Consider the following 21,131-nt stretch of genomic DNA (forward strand, 5'->3'; position numbering starts at 1 on the left):
TATGGAATTACTAATGACAAGGTTACATGAAGGTACTGTATTGTTATATGCCCTCAGTATGCTTTTATATTTCTTCGATTTTCTAAATAATAACCAGAAGGCTAATAAAATCGCCTTCTGGTTGCTTTCTATTGTTTGGGTACTGCAAACAATTTTTTTATTTCTTTATGTAATGAAAACGGGAAGATTTCCGATCTTGACGATTTTCGAAGGGCTATATTTTTATGCTTGGCTCCTCGTTTCATTATCATTGATCATTAACCGGTTGTTACGGGTCGATTTTATCGTATTCTTTACTAATCTACTTGGGTTTATGGTGATGGCCATCCATACGTTTGCCCCTGTCCAGATAGAATCGGAAGTCCTTGCACAACAGCTGGTTTCTGAGCTTTTATTTATTCATATCACGTTTGCCTTACTATCTTATAGTGCTTTTACTCTTTCATTCGTGTTTTCCTTACTCTACTTGATTCAATATGACTTATTGAAGCGGAAGAAATGGGGTAAGCGGTTGCTTCGACTGGGTGATTTGACGAAGCTTGAAAATCTGTCGTATCTTCTCGCTGTAATCGGCGTTCCGTTATTGGGGGTATCTTTGATACTGGGCATTCAGTGGGCCAATCTTAAATTACCAGGTGTTTCTTGGTTGGATATGAAAATTATCGGTTCGTTTGTTATATTGATAGGATACAGTGTTTATTTATACTTGAAAATCCGAAAACAGGTTTATGGCAGGGCTTTGGCCTTTTTGAATATTGGATTCTTCATGATTGTATTAATTAACTTTTTCCTTTTTGGAAGTCTTTCATCATTCCATGTTTGGAATACATAGGAGGAAACTATGAGAAAAATTATTGTCGGTTCTAGACGTAGTAAACTAGCGATTACCCAAACGAATTGGGTGATTAATCAACTTAAGGAACTTGGCCTTCCCTACGAGTTCGAAGTGAAGGAAATAGTCACGAAAGGTGACCAGATCCTGGATGTGACGCTTTCGAAAGTAGGCGGTAAGGGACTATTTGTTAAAGAAATCGAACAGGCCATGCTGAATAAGGAAATTGATATGGCTGTACATAGCATGAAGGATATGCCAGCGGTGCTTCCAGAAGGATTGACGATTGGCTGCATTCCACCAAGAGAAGATCACCGTGATGCATTGATTTCAAAGAATCATGAAAAGCTTTCTGAATTGAAACCGGGCTCTATTGTCGGAACAAGCAGTTTGCGTCGCAGTGCCCAAATCTTGTCAAGAAGACCGGATCTTGAAATTAAATGGATTCGCGGGAATATTGATACCCGTTTGGATAAACTAAAAAATGAAGAGTATGACGCCATCATTCTAGCTGCTGCAGGTCTTGCTAGAATGGGTTGGAAGAAAGACGTCGTAACGGAATTTTTAGATGAAGACATTTGTTTACCGGCTGTTGGCCAAGGAGCTCTTTCCATTGAGTGCCGTGCAGATGATCATGATTTATTGTCAGAACTCGCTAAATTCACGTGTGAAAATACGAAAAAGACCGTAGAAGCTGAACGTGCCTTTTTAGATAAAATGGAAGGTGGCTGCCAGGTGCCGATTGCAGGATTGGCAGTTGCAAAAGACAATGGAGATGTTTCCTTAACAGCTTTAGTCGCTTCCCCGGATGGTAAAGTGATTTATAAAGAAATGGCTGAGGGCCCAAATCCTGAAGCTGTTGGCCTTGAAGCTGCTAGATTGATTAGTGAATTCGGTGGCAAAGAGTTGATTGATCGTGTAAAAGAGGAGCTTGATCAGTAATGAAGCCGTTTTTGCCTCTTAAAGATTATCAGGTTTTAATCACCAGAGGGAAAGGGCAAGCAGAGGGTTTGCAAACCTTAGTGAAAAAAAATGGGGGAACTCCTCTGATGGTGCCGTTGCTTGAGTTTACCCTTCCAGAACATCTGGAAGAGGTACAAGAACGGTTGAATCGATTGAACAGCTATGACTGGGTCATATTAACGAGCAAGAATGGTGTGGATTTTTTGTTCAGGTTGCTCGGCAAGCAACAACATGTGGTGCTTCCGAAAATAGCCGTCATTGGATCCAAAACGGAAGAGGCTTTGAACGCATATGGATATGAAGCGGATTTTGTTCCATCCGAATATGTTGCAGAGCGTTTTGTTTCGGAGTTTATTACTCACCTCGAACCCGGTGAACGTGTCCTCCTTGCGAAAGGGAACCTCGCAAGGACGGTCATAGCGGAGGCCATTAATGAAACGAGTGCATCGTGTGATGAAATGATTATCTATCACACCATACTTCCACAAGAGAGCGAAAGACAACTGGTCCAATTAATCTTGAACGGAAAAGTGGATATCATCACCTTTACAAGCTCTTCCACGGTGAATCACTTTATACAGATCATTGAACAATATGAATTGAATACATACATAAAAGATCTTGTCATTGCTTGTATCGGACCGATTTGTGCCAGGACGGCATCGAAAAGTGGTTTACACGTTTCTGTATGTCCTGATGTCTATACAACAGAAGCGATGGTTGAGGAAGTAGTACGATATATTGTTAAAAAGAATCCTAAAGGAGGAACCATAAAATGAAAGATATTTTATTCAATCGTCACCGCCGCCTGCGTGCAAGTGCCGGCATGAGGGCTTTGGTCCGTGAAACATACGTACATAAAGAGGATTTAATCTACCCGATTTTCATCATCGACGGTGAGAACATAAAAACGGAAATCGCCTCCATGCCAGGAATTTACCAGCTTTCGATGGATAATCTAGCGGCAGAGATGGATGAGGTCGTGGGTCTTGGCATTAAATCAGTCATTTTATTCGGTGTTCCATTTGAACATGATAAGGATGAACAAGGCACTGGAGCCTTTCATCATAATGGACTTGTCCAACAAGCGACCCGACTCATCAAAAAACAATACCCTGAAGTCATGGTCATTGCCGACACATGCTTATGTGAATACACAAGCCATGGTCACTGTGGAGTAGTTGAGGGAGACAAAATCTTAAATGATGCGTCACTTGACCTTCTTGCCAAAACGGCCATCAGCCAAGCAGAAGCAGGTGCCGATATCATTGCCCCTTCTAATATGATGGATGGATTTGTTGCGGCCATCCGTGCAGGACTAGATGAAGCGGGTTACGAAGATATCCCGATCATGTCTTATGCTGTGAAATATTCGTCCGCTTTTTATGGTCCTTTCCGTGATGCGGCCAATGGGGCTCCTCAGTTCGGCGACCGGAAAACGTACCAAATGGACCCGGCTAACCGTCTAGAAGCTTTCCGTGAAGCAGAATCCGATGTAGAAGAAGGAGCCGACTTCTTAATCGTGAAACCAGCTCTTTCCTACATGGATGTCATCAGGGACATGAAAAATACCTTTACACTTCCGATTGTGGCTTATAACGTAAGTGGGGAGTATTCAATGGTGAAGGCTGCCGCCCAAAACGGCTGGATCGATGAAAAATCAATCGTAATGGAAATGATGACAGGCTTCAAACGAGCAGGCTCTGACTTGATTATTACTTATTTTTCAAAAGATGTAGCCCGTTGGATCGATGAAGATAATAAGTGAGGAAAAAATAATATAGTTTATTAGAGAAAAGGGGACGGATACATGCGTTCATACGAAAACTCAAAAAAGGCGTTTACCGAAGCTAAAGACCTGATGCCAGGGGGCGTAAATAGTCCTGTCCGTGCCTTCAAGTCAGTGGATATGGATCCTATTTTCATGGAACGGGGTAAAGGATCCAAACTCTATGATATTGATGGCAACGAATATATTGACTACGTTCTTTCATGGGGTCCACTTATTCTTGGTCACACGAATGACCGTGTAGTTGAGGCATTGAAAAAGGTAGCAGAATCAGGTACAAGCTTCGGTACTTCTACGCTGATTGAAAATGAACTGGCTAAGCTAGTCATCGAGAGGGTCCCTTCAATCGAAATGATCCGAATGGTTTCTTCAGGAACAGAAGCTACGATGAGTGCATTGAGATTGGCGCGTGGCTATACAGGCCGCGATAAAATCCTGAAATTTGAAGGGTCTTATCATGGACATGGTGATTCCTTGCTGATTAAGGCCGGCTCTGGTGTGGCTACGCTTGGCTTACCTGATAGTCCAGGAGTGCCTGAAGGAATTGCAAAGAATACCATCACGGTACCATATAATGATCTTGCAGCCACTAAATACGCGTTCGAACAGTTTGGTGAAGATATCGCCTGTATAATCGTCGAGCCGGTTGCAGGGAATATGGGAGTCGTACCGCCACAACCTGGTTTCCTTGAAGGACTACGTGACTTGACGACCCAATACGGATCCTTATTGATCTTTGATGAAGTCATGACAGGCTTCCGAGTAGGTTATAACTGTGCTCAAGGTTATTTCGGCGTTGATCCGGACTTGACTTGCCTAGGTAAAGTGATCGGCGGCGGTTTACCTGTCGGGGCTTTCGGCGGCAAACGTAAAATCATGGAGCAAGTAGCCCCAAGCGGTAATATTTATCAAGCAGGTACATTATCTGGTAACCCTCTTGCGATGACAGCAGGACTTGAAACCCTGAGTCAATTGACACCTGAATCGTATGATGAGTTTACCCGTAAAGGCGATATGCTTGAAAAAGGAATCGGGGAAGCGGCGAAACAATATGGCATTCCCTATACATTCAACCGTGCCGGTTCCATGATCGGACTTTTCTTTACAAATGAAGATGTAGTGAACTATGATACAGCCAAAACATCTGATTTAGAGTTTTTTGCATCGTACTACCGGGAAATGGCGAACCAAGGGATTTATCTTCCGCCTTCTCAATACGAAGGCTTATTCCTATCAACGGCTCATAGCGATGAAGACATTGAAAAAACAATCGCAGCAGCTGAAAAAGCTTTCGCTACATTGAAAAAATAATCGTAAGGGTTTCCCCATTCTGGGGAAGCCCTTTTTTATTTGTGATGATTTCCCCCCTCCATTCAACCGTTTGTTCGATTCATTCATCCATTTTTCCCATTGATTAAAGGAATAATCATTTCCCTTTCCTCATAGATTGTTATTGGTATAGGTACTGTTTTTCTGAAGCTGAAAGGAGGAGTTGTCTTGTCGCAAGAAAATGAATCGTATTTGCGATTTTCTTTGGAAGAGTCCGTTTGGTTTCATAAGGGACAGGAAGTGGCTGAGCTCTATTCCATATCCCTCGATCCAAATGTGACGATCCAGGAAAGCGATCAATATGTGTTTATCCGGGGTTCATTAGATTTAAGTGGTGAATACAAAGACTCGCAAAACGGTGATTATGAGGAATTTCCTCAAAGCTTTTTGCCGAAAGCCGTTCAAAAGGTTGAGAGGCATCCAGATGGTCTCAATGAATTCACACACCGATTTCCGGTTGATATAACGATACCGAATAACCGAATCTCCTCATTGGAGGAAATCGATATCACGATTCAGAGTTTTGACTATGCCCTGCCTGAACATAACTGCCTAAAATTACAGGCGGATTTGTTGATAACCGGTATTTACAATGATTCCTATGTGGAAGAGCGCATGGAAGTAGATCAAGAGACCGAGGAGACTGAGTTTCTTGAGGAATCAGATGACGAAAATGAATCATACGTTCCATATGCGGCTGCAGAACCACCCGTCCCTGATTTCCATCATGTCTTCCGCAATGACGAGCAAAGTGATCTATATACGCCATTTTCCGCAGAAGCAAAACGAGTCGCGGAAGCAAAAGAGGATGAAGAAGAGGAACCGGTATACCTAAGCAACCATCAACATAACGCCCCTGTTTTTGAAATTCCTGTATCCCCATTTCCTGAGGAGATGCAGTGGGAAGCCGAGGTCAACAGACAGGATAACGACATAGAGACGCAAGTGAAAAGAAGAGTAATTGAAATTGAGGAAGAGAAAAATGAGACTCCTGTTTCCAAGGAAAAGTGGCCAGCATCGTTTGAGACAGAAAAAGGAGGAAGAATTGAAGAGCAGGTTAAAAGAAGGGTGGATGAGATAGAGGGAGGAAAAGGAGAAAGTATCGAGGAACAGGTCAAAAGGCGAGTGGATGAAATCGAGGCAAAAAAAGATGCAGAGAACAAAGGGAACATCGAGGAACAGGTCAAAAGAAGAGTGGCTGAGATAGAAGATAAAAAAGGAAAACGTATTGAAACCGAAGTGAAAAGAAAAGTCGCTGAAATAGAAGAAGAAAAGGAAGGCTCCGTTTATTTGACCGATGTGGAAAATGTGCCAGTGGTTAAAATTCCGGGTTCGCCTCATCAAGAACAAGATGTCATCGTCAATAGGCAAGATGACAATCTTAGTGATGAGAATGAATCCTCAAGCCTCGAAAAGGATCCGGAATCCCTTTCATCTTTGACCGATCTATTCAAAAGAAGAGAAAAACCAGAAAAACAGGCAAAAGAAATGAAAAATTATAAAGGCAGAAAAAAGCAAAATGCCGAACAAGGTGAAAAAGAAAACCAGGATAATACGGATAAGCAACACACCATCATGGATCTTTTCGGAAGAAAGCAGGAAGAAGAATTGGTCAGGATGAAGGTCTGTATTGTACAGCAGGGGGAAACGATAGATGATCTGGCCCAGCGTTATGGCGTCACGGTACAATCCTTGCTTCTTAGTAATGAACTAGAAGGCAATCAGAGCGTTACCGAAGGGCAAGTCATTTACATTCCAAAGTCCATTGCTTACAAAAACTAATCACAAGCAGAAAGCAGGGCCTTGGCTCTGCTCCTGCTTTATCTTGCATTTCAAATGATTGGCGAGCTTTTTTAAAAAGAAAGTGAGTGAGTCTCGTGAGGGAAAACGAGAATCAACAAAAGAATATTCAGGATAGTGATTCAGCCTATGTCTTAAAAGAATACGCGCTTTATGTACAATATATCGAGGACTTTGGACGAGTGAAAAAAGTGTATAGCGACCGTGGTACCTTTGCCTTGAAATCGATTACGCCCCACAATGGAATGGACTTTATCCGAAATATCCAAACATTGTATCACCGGGGATATAACCGAATTGTGCCTATTTACCAAACGATGGACCAGCGCTATGCTGTGCTTCATAATGGCCGATTATATTACCTGATGCCTTGGTTGAATAATGAAGAAAATGGCGAACGTGATGAGAAACATAAGCAAATGTTCAGAGAACTTGCACGGATGCATACACTGTCTGTGAAAGAAACAGAGGTGGATACAGAGGAGCGGGAAGCTCATTATGAAAGAACGCTGAGTGAGTGGAATACGCAGAAGGACTTTATGGAGGAGTACATTGTCACCTGTGAAAGAAAGTGGTATATGTCTCCATTTGAGATGTCGGTCTGCACCTTTTTTACGGATATCACCCAGGCATTGAACTACTCTATCAAAAAGTTTGAAACATGGTTCGAAAAGACAAAGGAAAGTGAAAAAGTAAGGACCGTCCTCACCCACGGAAAGGTTTCATTGAAGCACTTTGTATATGATGAACGAGGATATGGTTACTTTATCAATTTCGAGAATTCGAATACGGCCCCTCCCCATTTTGACTTACTACCTTTTCTCGTCAAAACGGCGAGGACCTATCCAGTCCAATGTGATGATTGCGTCGATTGGCTTTATAATTATCTTCGTTTCTTTCCTTTGAAAGAAGAGGAAATGCTGCTGATGCAAAGTTATTTGGCTTTCCCGGGATCAGCACTGGATGTGGTGAAGAACTATTCCGAGGGTAAAGGTCTAAGGACGGAACTGGATAATGTCACGAAGTTGCAACGACAATTCTGGCTTTTGAAGAATGTGGAATATATGGTGATGAAGGTCGAGGAAGTCGAAAAACAGAAAAAAGCGGCTGCCGAGGCGGCCAAAGAGGAACAATCGCCCCCAAGCTAAATATACATGAATGGATGAATATCCAATCATGTATATTTTTTTGTTGTAGGGGAATAATTATATCCATTCTAAATATAAAGACATGGCTAAGAAAATAAAGGCGACCAACAGGAGCATATCGAAGAAAGTTGGAAATATTAATGTACGTATTCCTTGAAAAACAATAAAGGGGACAATGAATTGCTGACAAACACCGCGGAACTTTTTCATCCAAGGTGGCAACGTATAAGGTGAGTATTTTCGTCTCAAGATTGCACCTTCCTTTGTAGGACTTCTTTTATTGTATGGGAGGGCTGCGAAACATGTGAGAAATGCGGAACATCATGAAACGTTGATGGTATAATAGGAAGATCGTTCTGTTCTTGTGAGCCTCCCTTAGTGAATAGGGCTATACTTACGAAAGTAAACGAAAAGATGATTGACTCGACCCCCCTTTTTTTTGTACTATATACTATATGCAATTAATGATTTTACATATGAATATAAATGAATGTAAAGACCGGAAATAGTAAGATGAAATGCCCTTTTCAGAGAGGAAACCATTGGTGCGAGGTTTCTAAGCAGGCAGCATCAGAAGTCGTCCGCGAGCAGTCTTCGTGAATAGTTAGTAGCGAAGGCCGGTGAAGAGCCGTTATCCGATTTGAGAGCCGAGAAAAGATTTCTTTCTTTTTCGGAAAAAAGGTGGCACCGCGAACAACTTCCTTCGTCCTTTTATGATGATGGAAGTTTTTTTTATGCCCAAAAGGAGGAAAACAACATGGAAGAAAACCAAATTTCGATGCCAACAAAATATGATCCGCAAACGATAGAGAAAGGCCGTTATAAATGGTGGCTTGATGGGAAGTACTTTGAAACAACAGGTGATGATAAAAAAGAACCGTATACAATCGTCATCCCTCCACCAAACGTAACAGGTAAGCTACATCTTGGTCATGCTTGGGATACAACACTACAAGATATCTTGACACGTATGAAGCGTATGCAAGGATATGACGTGCTATGGCTTCCTGGTATGGACCATGCCGGTATCGCAACACAGGCGAAAGTGGAACAAAAGCTTCGTGCTGAAGGCGTTAGCCGCTATGACCTAGGTCGTGAGAAATTCGTGGAAGAAACATGGAAATGGAAAGAGGAATATGCAAGCCATATCCGTGAACAATGGGCAAAACTTGGTCTTGGCCTTGACTATACCCGCGAACGCTTCACGCTAGATGAAGGTCTTTCTAAAGCGGTCAATGAAGTATTCGTTACCCTTTATAAAAAAGGATTGATTTATCGTGGCGAATATATCATTAACTGGGACCCATCGACGAAAACGGCCATTTCTGATATCGAAGTAATCTACAAAGATATTCAAGGTGCATTCTATCATATGAAATACCCGCTAGTTGACGGATCGGGAGAAATTGAAATTGCGACAACCCGTCCAGAAACGATGCTTGGTGATACGGCAGTTGCGGTACATCCTAAAGATGACCGTTACAAGCATTTAATCGGGAAAATGGTTCGTCTGCCAATCACAGGTCGTGAAATTCCGATCGTAGGCGATGATTATGTGGATATGGATTTCGGTTCGGGTGCCGTTAAAATTACACCGGCTCATGACCCTAATGACTTTGAAATCGGAAACCGTCATAATCTAGAACGCATCCTTGTCATGCATGAAGATGGTTCGATGAATGAGAAGGCCGGTAAATATGAAGGAATGGACCGTTTCGAATGCCGTAAGCAAATCGTCAAAGACTTGCAAGAAGCTGGAGTACTCTTCAAAATTGAAGACCACCTTCACTCTGTCGGCCATTCAGAGCGTAGCGGAGCAGTTGTAGAACCATATCTTTCTACTCAATGGTTCGTTAAAATGCAGCCTCTTGCTGATGCATCGGTTGACCTTCAAAAGAAATCCGAGGATGAAAAGGTCAACTTCGTTCCTGATCGTTTCGAGAAAACATATCTGCACTGGATGGAAAATATCCGCGATTGGTGTATTTCCCGTCAACTTTGGTGGGGTCACCGCATCCCGGCCTGGTACCATAAAGAAACAGGCGAGGTATACGTGGGACAGGAAGCACCTGCTGATGCACAGAACTGGGAACAGGATACAGACGTCCTGGACACTTGGTTCAGCTCCGCACTATGGCCGTTCTCGACTATGGGCTGGCCGGACAAGGAAAGCATCGATTTCAAACGTTACTATCCGACCGGAGCACTTGTAACAGGATATGATATCATTTTCTTCTGGGTATCACGGATGATTTTCCAAGCGCTTGAATTTACGGGAGAGCGCCCATTCGAAGACGTTCTGATCCATGGTCTTGTTCGTGATGAACAGGGACGCAAGATGAGTAAATCGCTTGGCAATGGTGTCGATCCAATGGATGTCATCGACCAATATGGTGCAGATTCGCTACGTTACTTCCTTTCAACAGGAAGCTCACCAGGGCAAGATCTTCGTTACAGCACGGAAAAAGTGGAAGCGGTATGGAATTTCTCCAATAAGATCTGGAATGCCTCCCGTTTTGCCTTAATGAACATGAATGGCATGACCTATGATGAAATCGATTTAAGCGGTGAAAAGTCCGTTGCTGATAAATGGATCCTTACTCGATTGAATGAAACGATTTCAAACGTGACAAGACTTGCGGACCGTTATGAATTCGGTGAAGTGGGTCGCGTGCTTTATAATTTCATTTGGGATGATTTCTGTGACTGGTATATTGAAATGGCTAAACTTCCGCTATATGGCGAAGACGAAGCGGCGAAGAAAACGACTCGTTCGATTCTTGCATACGTGCTAGATAACACGATGAGATTGCTTCACCCATTCATGCCGTTCATAACGGAAGAAATTTGGCAAAATCTTCCGCACCAAGGCGAATCAATCACGGTTGCTGCATGGCCTGAAGTGAAGGAAGAGTTAACGGATACAGCTGCAGCGGAGGAAATGAAACTGCTTGTTGAAATCATCCGTTCAGTTCGGAATATCCGTTCTGAAGTCAACACGCCTTTAAGCAAAAAAATCAACTTGATTCTAAAAGCAAAAGATGAGTCCATTTTAGAAACATTAGAAAAAAACAGCAGCTATATCGAGCGCTTCTGTAATCCTGAACAATTGACAATCGGCATCGATGTCGAAGAACCAGCACAAGCCATGACAGCTGTGGTTACGGGTGTTGAACTGATCCTTCCACTAACAGGACTGATTAATATCGACGAAGAAGTGAAACGTCTTGAAAAGGAACTCGACAAACTTAATAAAGAAGTAGAACGCGTACAGAAAAAACTAGGCAACGAAGGCTTCGTCAAAAAAGCACCAGCAAGCGTCATTGAAGAAGAACGTGCCAAAGAAAAAGACTATAGTGAGAAACGTGATTCTGTCATTCATAGAATCAATGAATTGAAACAGCTTTAAAAAAACAAAAAAGGATGAACCGGCTATGTAAGAAGCTGGTTCATCCTTTTTTGTTTACTTAACCGATAGTTTCTCTTTTATAAACAATAAATACTCTTTTACAATATTAAGATTGCTGAGCGCACTTAACGTTCTGCTTCCCACTACATCTTCAATTTCATTGAGCATGAGGCTGCCATCTTCGGCGAAAATGAAATCGATCCCGACCATGCCAAAGTCAAAGGCAGCGATTACCCGTTCTACAAGTGTCCGTTCGGCAGCTGACAGCTCATATAACGAAGCAGATCCGCCTAACGTGTAATTGGCCTTGAAGTTAGAAGAGGACTCTCTAAGGACAGCTGCAATGATTCTGTTCCCAATGACAAAGACACGGATATCCTTTCCGAATACACCCGGTTTTTGAACGATCCATTTTGCGTTAGGCAGTTCTCTCAAGTCTTTTTCATGTTCAATCAAGTAAACCTGTTTTCCACCACGTCCATGAACGTCTTTCGCAATGAATGGTAATTCCATATCGCTTGTTGAGGGATTACCATAGCAATAAACTGTATCTGACATTGGAATGCCGATAGAAGTCACATATTGATGCGTCTTTGCTTTGTCATTCACGATTTCCGAGATGAAAGAAGAGTTGAAGCATGTGATATGTAGCCTTTCCAATTGTTTGGTGAAGAAAGGATCGATGGTCCGGACTATCGCAAAATCAGGCAAATCTATCGGTTCGTGCTTATGTACGACATACAATTGATTCGAACGGTGGCCGATTTGTAGGTGGTCGCGATAATATAAACGCAAATCTAGGTCGAGACTTTTGGCCTCTTCCAGCATCCAATCTATGTATCCCCTGTTTTTTGCGGCATCTTCTTGGTTATAAATCAGCCAGCCTGTATGCTTTTTCATTGGAATCCCTTTCTTTCGAATGCATCCATCACATAATCAAACATGCTGTCAGCAATATTAATGCCCGTACATTCGCAAATATTAAGCAAGTGCGAGTTCGAGTTCACTTCACATAATAGCGGGCCATCTTCTCCGAACAGCAAATCTACCCCGGCAAAATCCGCACCCAATAGAGTAGCGCAACGGATGGCAAGATCACTTTCTGCCTTGGTGGGTGTGTAGGGGAAGGCTGTTCCACCAGCTGTCATGTTTGCTCGGAAATCATGCTCGGACTTCCGTTGCATGGAAGCGATGACTTGATTGCCGACGACATTGACACGGATATCCCGGCCTTTACTATGCTCAATGAATTCCTGCATAATAAAAGGCCGGTGCCCAAGCTTTTTCACCGTTTCCATAAATTCATCCTCCGTAGGAATTAAATACACCTGTTCCCCGAATGAACCGTATGCTTCTTTTACAACGAGGGGGTAGCCAAGCTCATTGCCGATTTTTTTGAATGCATCTAGGTTCTTTCTTTCTATTCCTTCATAAGTAAACGGGGGAAACAGGGTTTTTGGCATCGGGATGCCGTGACCCGCTAAAGCTTGATGCGTTTTGGCCTTGCTATCGCATATATCGATGGCCGAGCTGCTGTTATATACGGGTAGGCCGAGCAGTTCCAGATGGCGTGCCAAATGAATATCCTTATCCATAAACAGGACGAAATCTGGTAATTTTCCATCAGTTCCTTTTAGATACGGGATTCCCTTTTCAATAACGGGAACCAGGTCGGAATTTCGGACAAGTGTTGCCGATATCCCTTTTCTTTCAGCGGACTCTTGTATGAATAAAGCCAAGCTAGAAAACTTTTCATGTTGCAAATAGCCGTTGACGACAATCCAACAATGGAGTGAAGAAGATTTCATGGTCAATCACTACCTTTCATCTAGGTAAATCGTTAATATATTGATAAAATAATTCTAACGCATAAGAGCGGTATAAAGAAAGAGGAGGCTTATCGATAAATGGTAACGGACATGAATGAAATCAACCGATTTTTTGAAGAAAGACAGGTCCAATTAGGTATGAACTTTGGCTTGTCACGAATGGAAACATTATTAGCTAAATTAGGAAACCCCCATGTAGGGCTTAAATATATACATATTGCAGGGTCCAATGGCAAAGGTTCTACGCTCCAATTCATAAAGGAAATCCTTTTGGCTGAAGGGCTACGGGTGGCTTCTTTCACATCCCCATACTTAATTCGACTGAATGAGCAGGTAAAGATAAACCGGGAGGAAATCAGCGATGAGGACTTTGTCTCTGGATTTCAAGAACTGTGGCCAATCGTACAAGAGATGGATGGTGAAGGAAATGGACCCACTCAATTTGAAATCCTGACAGCGATGGCTTTTTCTTATTTTAGCAAAAAAGGCACGGATTTGGTTTTACTGGAAACGGGACTTGGGGGAAGGCTCGATACCACCAATGTCGTCCAGCCACTTCTTTCCATCATCACCTCCATTTCTTTGGAGCATACGAATATCCTCGGTAATACGCTTGGAGAAATTGCTTTTGAGAAGGCAGGGATCATTAAAAGAGGGGCACCCATCATCAGTGGAGTGACGACAGAGGAACCAGCAAAGGTGATAGAAGATAAAGTACGTTCCATGGACGTTCCCTATTATCAAATCGATAAAGACGTTCATGTACATGCCATTAAGCAGGATGAACTCGGCCAAAGCTTCTCTTTTTCATTCAAGGATACCACCATCGAAAATATAGCGGTAAAGATGCTAGGGCGCCATCAAATCAATAATGCGGCACTGGCCATCGCAGCTGCTACAATTGTAAGAGAGGACATCCCTGAACAAAGCATTCGGAAGGGGATAGGGGAAGCACAGTGGAATGGCCGTTTTGAGATAATTTCAAATGAACCGTTGATCATCATTGATGGGGCGCATAATCCAGCCGGTATTGAGGTGCTGCTTAACACGTTAAAGACACGCTATCCGGATTATCGTTACCGGTTTATATTCAGTTCGTTTCGTGATAAGGATTATGCTACGATGCTTCAGCTACTCGACACGGAAGCAAGTCAAATAACGGTTACGGAATTCAAGCATGAACGGGCAGCGAACGCGGAAGTGCTTTATGAACAATGTTCTAAGGAGAAACGGGAATTGGAGAAGGATTGGCAGAAAGCGATCATAACCGGCAAACAAAGAACAAACGCACGAGAAGTACTGGTCATCACGGGTTCCCTCTATTTCCTTTCTCTTGTCCGGAAATTTGTATACAGTGTTGAGTGATCATCAGCATGTGCCACTTATTGCAGCCATTTTTTCTATCATATTTAGCTTTATACCCATTTGTCTTTTAAGACAGAAGGGTTTTTTTAGGTTCCAAAACCAAATAAACAAGACTTTTAACCTACTAGTTTTAAAGTTTTTTAATTTGGGTATAGTGCTAAAGTAACTGATTACTGGTATGATTGATGTGTCAAGATACTCATGGGGATGGGGAGAATAAATGATTATTTCTAGTACAAAAAGAATGGCTGTCTATGCGTTGTGGTTTCTTATTATACCCGCTGGTTTAGTCGGGACTTTTCATGTATTTCCGCCAATCACGAGTGGGAATACGGGAGACATTGTTGCTTTTCTCGTACTCATCAGTGTGTTGGCCTCGATGCCAATTATGATTAATAATATCACAATTATACAAGGTGTTTCGCTCGCGGTCTTTCTTGTGTTCGGACTAGCTATTGAAATCCTGGTCACACAGGTTGCCTTCATGTTCATTATAGTCAGGCTTCGATTAGCCAAAAAGGATTGGTATCGTTTTCCGCTTAATTCCATCACGTCATTTATCTTTTGCCTATTAAGTGGGCTGGTCTATTATGGTTTAGGTGGAGATCATGATTTCACTTCCGGTATTGATGCTTTTGACATTCTGTTGATTCTCGTTTATCAATGTTCCTATTTTTTATTCAATCAGTTAGCGGTCATCGTCGCACATTCATTGCTGTATGGAAAAAAGCTGGAGATGAAAACAAAGGATACTTTCTGGGACGGTTTCTCAAGCCTCATGACCATGCCAATCGGGATTATTTTATTTATTTTATATATCGAAATGGGGACCCTGGCCATTTTGCTCGTAGGGGCGGCTTTGATTAGTTTGGCTTTTATCATGAAACAATACTATTTTACTAAGGAAATAAACAGGCATTTAAAAAAGGTGAGTGAATTTGGTCATCAGTTGACTCGAAGGCTACAGGCGAACGAGGTACTGGATCTATTTATTGATGGTAGTTCAGCAATCATCCCTTCCAAGTACACGCTGGTCTTCGAGATATTCGATGAAAAAGAAAACGCCCAGATATTACGATATGCAGAAAATGGCGTACAAATAGAAAAAAGGATTCAACCTGTTTCCATAAAAGAAGGAATTTATGCAACCCTTTTTCAATTAAAAAAAGCAAAGGTCTTTCATTCTAAAAAGGAATGGAAGCATCTGTCCAATTATGGGAATTTTCCAGAAGACGTGGAAAGCATCATGGCCATTCCTATTCTTCGAAACTCCGTTGTGGCTGGAGTAATCATTGTTACCTCTTCCAAGAAGAGGGCGTATGGAACGCATCAAACGAAGATTATGGACATTCTCTCCTCCTACCTATGGGTGGCTCTTGAAAATGCTCGCCATTATCAAAAAACGAAATATAGCAGTGAACGATGCGCATTAACTCATTTATATAACTTTCGGTATTTTGAATGTGTGTTACATAAGGAATTCGAACGTTTACAAAACCATTCAATCAATCAGTTGTCGCTGATCCTTCTTGATATTGACCATTTTAAATCGGTTAACGATACATATGGGCATCAAAGCGGTAATGAAATCCTTTGTGAATTGGCGGAGCGTCTAGAGGGCATTGTTGGTCATTTAGGGGTAACAGCAAGGTACGGTGGAGAGGAATTCGTTATCCTCTTACCCAATGTTGGAAAAGAAGAAGTCTATCAATTCGCAGAATTCATCAGACTCTCGATTGCCAACAAACCCTTCACCGTCCATTCGGATTTAAATGAAAATAGACGGGAAGAGTCCATTTCCATTACAGCAAGCATCGGGGTCGCAACAGCACCGGTCGATGCCGAAGATGCCCAATCGATAATCAGGCACGCTGACCGTGCCATGTATACAGGCGCAAAACAAGCTGGGAGAAATAAAGTGGCAGTATATGGAGGGTAAAAAGGCAGGATTCCTTGGAGTCTTGTCTTTTTTTATAAGGGTTATTTTACCAATATTAAAAATTAATGGATTTATTGCCCATTCTTGTGCATTTTTTGATAAAATATGCTTAAGTAATAAGACTATATAACTAATAATGGTATAAGCAATCGATAGAGAGAAACATATAGACTTACATTACCAGGAACTGAACTGCTTCGTATAAGGCAGAGGAGAGATAAATTATAAATGAGAGTGATGTGTAAATTATGAAAAAATCAGTGGGGTTTTTCTTGTCATTGGTGTTACTATTTTCGTTTCTATTTCTACCTAAACCTTTAGAAGCAGCTGTTCAAACGTCTGGTCCTAAACTGAGAATCCTGGAAATTGTAGCATCAGGGAATTCACAGTTGAGGGGGATCCTAGGTGAGAATTCACATGAGTATACATTGATGACGATGAAGAAGTTTGTCGCACAGCGGGAAGAGCTGGATGGCAAATATGATGCAATAGCGATTATGGAGGGGAATTATACTTCTGATCCGGTTAAAAATAAAGAACATAATACATCAGCGGTCATGAATGATATTACGAATCTAAAGGCGAATGAGATCATTAATGACTTCATTAATAAAGGGCAACCGGTTATCCTGAATACCAAAAGTCTAGCGACCGGTTCAAAATTAAAAGCGAAGTTTAACGATCAAAATCTATTAAGTAAAAGAAATGTCATCAACTATGATAGTACTAGTACTAATTCAAGCGGAAGCTTTTGGGATCGCTGGAACGAATTCTGGTATGGAAGTGGGAAAAATAATAATGAAAGTACACAAACAGATAAAGATAATATGAAAAAGGCTTTTAATGATTTTCTTAAAGGAGATAAGTACAAGCAATCCCCACGCTTTACATTAACTAAAGCCCCTGATAAGGAGAAGACATATCAGCCAAAAGAGGACATGGAATTCACGATGAATGTAGTCGTTCCTTCGGATATTAACTCGAGGAGCCTAAAAGCCAAGCTTTATATCGATTCCAATTTTGACGACAAATATACGACAGATGAAATTGTATTGGAGGAGAATGTTACTTCTAAAGCAACGAATCTTTCTTTCAAACTACCAAAAGGTTATTCAGGGGTACGTTATTGGAAAATGGAGCTTGTAGATTCCGGTAATAACTTAAAGAGTTATGAAAAAGGGATGATTAAGTTCGTTGATAAAAAAGTGGAAGTAAAAGTGCTCCAAGTCTATACAAATGAAAAAAGCTCGTTAAAAAGGGATAGCAACCCGAATAATATGAATCAATCCTATTTAAATAGTAACGAATATAGTATCTCGATTGACGCAACGAACATGGACACTTTTAATAAGTCAAAAAAAGAAGCCCCGAATTATTCGCATGAGGTCATTAACGGAAAATATGACATGGTCATCTTTGGATTTGCCGATTCTTATAATAGATCGGCGAATATAAATACAAATGCAGTGGCTTCATTGAAAAGGTTTATTGCTTCTAAACAAAGCATCATGTTTACCCACGATACCATTTTTGAAAATAATAATAATTGGGTAAATAATTTCATGAATGATACAGGACAAATCAGTCCTCAGACGAATCTTGGATATGGTGCACCCAATACTTCGAGAACGACGAAAAAAATCAATGATGGTTTAATGACAACCTATCCATATGCATTGAAAAATGAATTATCAGTGGCATTAACCCATAATCAGTATTACACGCTTGACTTGGAGGATCCAGAAATAATTCCTTGGTATAATATTACTGGAAACAGTCGGGATGAAAATGATAGCTGGAATCATTATTATACCTACTCGAAAGGGAACATTACGTACTCTGGAACAGGTCATAAGGGGGGAAGTGATAGCTTCCCTGATGATGAGCAAAAGTTATTCGTTAACACGATGTACAGAGCGTTCCTAGGGTCGAATCATGCACCTGAAGTTACCATTCATACTCCAACGGAAAATCAGGTCATCCCTTTAAACCAGAACATCGAATTATCTTACACACTACAAGATTATGATTTAAAAGATAAAAATCTATCCACTAAAGTGTTTATGGACGAGAAAGAAGTATCGGAAGAAAAAGATGTGATAAATGGATCGACAATCAACATGTCTCTACCTCATAATTTACAGGATAGTAAAGTTGTGACGATCAAGGTCCAAGCAACAGACCAATCTGGCGCAGTCAGTGAAAAAGAAGTGAAAGTAAACGTACAAAAAATAAATGCCAATCTTGAAGTAAGCAGGATTTTGAAATCAAATAACTTAGTGGAAGTCGGACAACCTGTAGAAATCGAATATACGGTAACACCGAAAAAAATCACTGGAATAGAAGCTCAAGCCATTTCTGGGAATTCCGTCACTCTAGAAGCCATGGCATTGAGAGAAAGTTTTCCGGCAGATTTGGAGGTCACTAGTGACGGTACGAAAAGTGGGACAGCATCAACTGGTATATCCCTAGAAAAGACAGTGAGTATTGTCTACAAAAAAGTGGGCAATGACTTCGTTGCTAGTCCTTTGACGTTCAGTGTCCATGTCACGCCAACTGCAAAAAAACAGTATATATTGGCTAATTCTATATTGAGATATAAGGATTTAACTAATATCCAAAAGGACTTAACGTTTAATACATTAACGTTCAATGCGGATTTCGCCTTAACTGGGATTGATTTTCCTGATTCTTACGTACTCAGTAAGGGTACAGAAAAAAACTTTTCGATTGACTTGAAAAAGTTGCCCGTAGATGCAGGAGTCAAGAGTATTTCATGGAGTGAAGAAAGCAGAGGAAATATTTTGGATTTAAATCCTGCTTCAGGAACGGCTAAAGTAATAAAAGAAGGAAATACATTCTTAAAAGTGAAAGTTACGGACAATTTCGGGAATGTTTTTGAAAAGAGAGTTCCTGTGACAGTAAGAATTCCGGTCAATTCGTTTACTTTAACGGACCTAACATTACATGTTGGCGAGACACTACCATTACCCGTTAGTAATATATCACCAAAGGATGGCAAGTCTAGCTTAGAGATTGTATTGGGTAACAATGACATAGCTCGTGTTAATAAAGAAGACTTCACCATAACAGGGTTAACGACTGGTAAAACCCTTATGACTGTTACGGGAATTGATTCTAATGGTGAGACAGTCAAACACACTTCCATGATTACGGTGACAGAGGTACCCGTAACAGGTATAGAAGTGTACCCAAACGTGATTACCATGAATAAGTTCGATGAATTTAAAGATTTCACTGTTGAAATTATCCCAAGTAACGCAACGGATAAAACAGTAGAGTGGAAATCACTTGATGAGAGTATTGTTGAAGTGGTGGAAAATGGGAAAATAAAAGGGGTCAGTACCGGGACTGCAAACATAGAAATTACTTCAAAATCAAATCCTGAGGTAAAGGCAACAATTAAGGTTCAAGTAGGCCAACCTCTTGAGGGAATTAGGGTGCCAGAGATAACGCTACAAAAAGGTACTTCACAACCCATTATCGTTCACCATAGTCCAGCAGATGCGACAAACGTGGATAGAACGGATTTCTCTCCTTTAAAGAATGATTATATAACCATATCTAATGGAGTCGTTCATGGAGTGAGGGTAGGGAAAACTGAAATTACTGTTACGGTGGCTGATGATACTGGGAAAAAGTATAACGCTATCGTTAAGGTTACCGTTACACACAAAAAAGAAGAAGGTTCAAATGACAATCAAGATAAATACTGATCGTTTATCAAGCCGGGGCAACCCGGTTTTCGTTTATATTAAACGGGAAAGGACATCTTATGAAAAAAAGAATCATACTCATCAGTTCAATGGTTTTAACTATATTAATTGTGGCTGGTGGAGTGTATCAATACAAGACTGCTAAAGCGGAGAAGAAAGAACAGTACGAATCGTTGCTTTTCTATATAAAATCAGGCGAAGAAGAAAAAGCGGAAAAGCTGTTAAAGAAGAATAAGACGAAGGCATTCATCAATAAAGAATCGGAAGAAGGGGAGACCCCATTGGAATACGCCTTACACATGCAACTTTATTCTTTGGCTAGGACACTTTTAGAACAAGGGGCAGATGTGAGTCCAAAAGCGGATAACCCTCTATTCATTCAGCTTGCTTATTCTTTAGATCATTACCAGCAGATGCAAGTCGAAGAAAAGCAGAAAGTTAAAAATGAGATGTTTAAAATGGCGCTGAAAAAAGCTGAAGCAAAGCTAAAAGAAAAGGATGAACAAGGAAACACGGCCCTCCATATCGTTTCCCTAAAAGGGGATGATGTACTAGCACGACTTTTTATCAAGTATGGGGCTAACCCTGGAATCAAAAATAAAGCAGGAGAAACGCCGCTCATGCTTGCCGTTCAGGAAGGGAATGTCGAAGCTAGTCAAGCGTTGATAGAAAGCGATAAAGAACTAACAAAGATACAGGATCATGAAAAGAATACTTTACTAACTATAGCGGTGATTGGTGGTAGAACGGATATAGTGAAGTTGCTTACTCGTACGGGATTGATTCCGGTTGATAGCAAAAATAATCTGGGTAAGACAGCCCTTATGTATGCCAGCGAGTTCGGAGAGATAGAACAAGTCCAGTTATTACTCGACGCCAAAGCTAATAAAGCATTAAAAAGCAATGATGGAAAGACCGCAAATGATTACGCTAAAGAATGGAACCATAAAGGGGTTATGAAACTATTGAAATAACAAAACAGGGAGCCCAA

The 21,131-nt window shown here is 41.2% G+C and carries 15 protein-coding genes and 1 other annotated feature; of the genes, 12 read left to right on the top strand and 3 right to left on the bottom strand.

The genetic code is table 11. The annotated features are described in order from the left end of the window. Position 1: 1 nt before the first annotated feature. The 7 genes from ACIQXQ_RS13770 to ysxE all read left to right on the top strand — a co-directional run bounded on the left by ACIQXQ_RS13770 (position 2) and on the right by ysxE (position 7,861). Entirely contained in the window at positions 2–832 is an 831-nt protein-coding gene (locus ACIQXQ_RS13770; protein WP_402958132.1) for a cytochrome C assembly family protein, read from the top strand. Between the two features lie 9 nt (positions 833–841). Beyond that, positions 842–1,774, top strand: coding sequence for a hydroxymethylbilane synthase (hemC, locus tag ACIQXQ_RS13775; protein ID WP_402875850.1), 933 nt, complete (start codon positions 842–844; stop codon positions 1,772–1,774). Then, the gene (locus ACIQXQ_RS13780) at positions 1,774–2,574 is read left to right on the top strand and encodes a uroporphyrinogen-III synthase (RefSeq protein ID WP_402958134.1); all 801 of its coding nucleotides are present in this window, start codon (positions 1,774–1,776) and stop codon (positions 2,572–2,574) included. The genes hemC and ACIQXQ_RS13780 overlap by 1 nt, the downstream gene beginning before the upstream one ends. Further along, entirely contained in the window at positions 2,571–3,563 is a 993-nt protein-coding gene (gene hemB / locus ACIQXQ_RS13785; RefSeq protein WP_402875846.1) for a porphobilinogen synthase, read from the top strand. Before ACIQXQ_RS13780 ends, hemB begins: the two co-directional genes overlap by 4 nt. 42 nt (positions 3,564–3,605) lie before the next feature. Beyond that, the gene (gene hemL / locus ACIQXQ_RS13790) at positions 3,606–4,895 is read left to right on the top strand and encodes a glutamate-1-semialdehyde 2,1-aminomutase (RefSeq protein WP_402958136.1); all 1,290 of its coding nucleotides are present in this window, start codon (positions 3,606–3,608) and stop codon (positions 4,893–4,895) included. Positions 4,896–5,081: 186 nt separating this feature from the next. Further along, positions 5,082–6,695 carry a LysM peptidoglycan-binding domain-containing protein gene (locus ACIQXQ_RS13795; protein WP_402958138.1) on the top strand — a complete coding sequence of 538 codons (1,614 nt, stop codon included), beginning with the start codon at positions 5,082–5,084 and terminating at the stop codon, positions 6,693–6,695. 95 nt (positions 6,696–6,790) lie between these two features. Further along, positions 6,791–7,861, top strand: coding sequence for a spore coat protein YsxE (gene ysxE / locus ACIQXQ_RS13800; protein ID WP_402958140.1), 1,071 nt, complete (start codon positions 6,791–6,793; stop codon positions 7,859–7,861). Between the two features lie 57 nt (positions 7,862–7,918). Here the strand turns inward: ysxE and ACIQXQ_RS13805 are convergent, their stop codons facing one another. Next, positions 7,919–8,071: a hypothetical protein gene (locus ACIQXQ_RS13805; RefSeq protein ID WP_402875862.1), complete on the bottom strand. Its 153-nt coding sequence runs from the start codon at positions 8,069–8,071 to the stop codon at positions 7,919–7,921. Positions 8,072–8,347: 276 nt separating this feature from the next. Next, positions 8,348–8,575 (top strand) — a binding site (T-box leader). Positions 8,576–8,618: 43 nt separating this feature from the next. On the opposite strand from ACIQXQ_RS13805, the gene ACIQXQ_RS13810 reads away from it, so the two are divergent. Then, a complete protein-coding gene (locus tag ACIQXQ_RS13810) occupies positions 8,619–11,270 on the top strand; it encodes a valine--tRNA ligase (RefSeq protein ID WP_402958145.1) in 2,652 nt (883 codons plus the stop codon). A 54-nt stretch (positions 11,271–11,324) separates the two neighbouring features. Here the strand turns inward: ACIQXQ_RS13810 and ACIQXQ_RS13815 are convergent, their stop codons facing one another. Further along, on the bottom strand, positions 11,325–12,170 hold the full coding sequence (locus ACIQXQ_RS13815; protein WP_402958147.1) for an ATP-grasp domain-containing protein: 846 nt from the start codon (positions 12,168–12,170) through the stop codon (positions 11,325–11,327). Further along, a complete protein-coding gene (locus ACIQXQ_RS13820) occupies positions 12,167–13,078 on the bottom strand; it encodes an ATP-grasp domain-containing protein (protein WP_402958150.1) in 912 nt (303 codons plus the stop codon). Before ACIQXQ_RS13820 ends, ACIQXQ_RS13815 begins: the two co-directional genes overlap by 4 nt. 99 nt (positions 13,079–13,177) lie before the next feature. On the opposite strand from ACIQXQ_RS13820, the gene ACIQXQ_RS13825 reads away from it, so the two are divergent. The 4 genes from ACIQXQ_RS13825 (at position 13,178) to ACIQXQ_RS13840 (ending at position 21,114) form a co-directional block, all read left to right on the top strand. Next, entirely contained in the window at positions 13,178–14,464 is a 1,287-nt protein-coding gene (locus ACIQXQ_RS13825) for a bifunctional folylpolyglutamate synthase/dihydrofolate synthase (protein ID WP_402958151.1), read from the top strand. A gap of 220 nt (positions 14,465–14,684) precedes the next feature. Then, positions 14,685–16,403, top strand: coding sequence for a sensor domain-containing diguanylate cyclase (locus ACIQXQ_RS13830; protein WP_402958152.1), 1,719 nt, complete (start codon positions 14,685–14,687; stop codon positions 16,401–16,403). 281 nt (positions 16,404–16,684) lie between these two features. Then, the gene (locus ACIQXQ_RS13835) at positions 16,685–20,140 is read left to right on the top strand and encodes a DUF5057 domain-containing protein (RefSeq protein ID WP_402958440.1); all 3,456 of its coding nucleotides are present in this window, start codon (positions 16,685–16,687) and stop codon (positions 20,138–20,140) included. Positions 20,141–20,199: 59 nt separating this feature from the next. Then, on the top strand, positions 20,200–21,114 hold the full coding sequence (locus ACIQXQ_RS13840; RefSeq protein WP_402958154.1) for an ankyrin repeat domain-containing protein: 915 nt from the start codon (positions 20,200–20,202) through the stop codon (positions 21,112–21,114). The last annotated feature ends 17 nt before the right edge of the window (positions 21,115–21,131 follow it).

Source organism: Peribacillus sp. NPDC097198 (assembly GCF_044762055.1).
Classification (GTDB): domain Bacteria; phylum Bacillota; class Bacilli; order Bacillales; family DSM-1321; genus Peribacillus.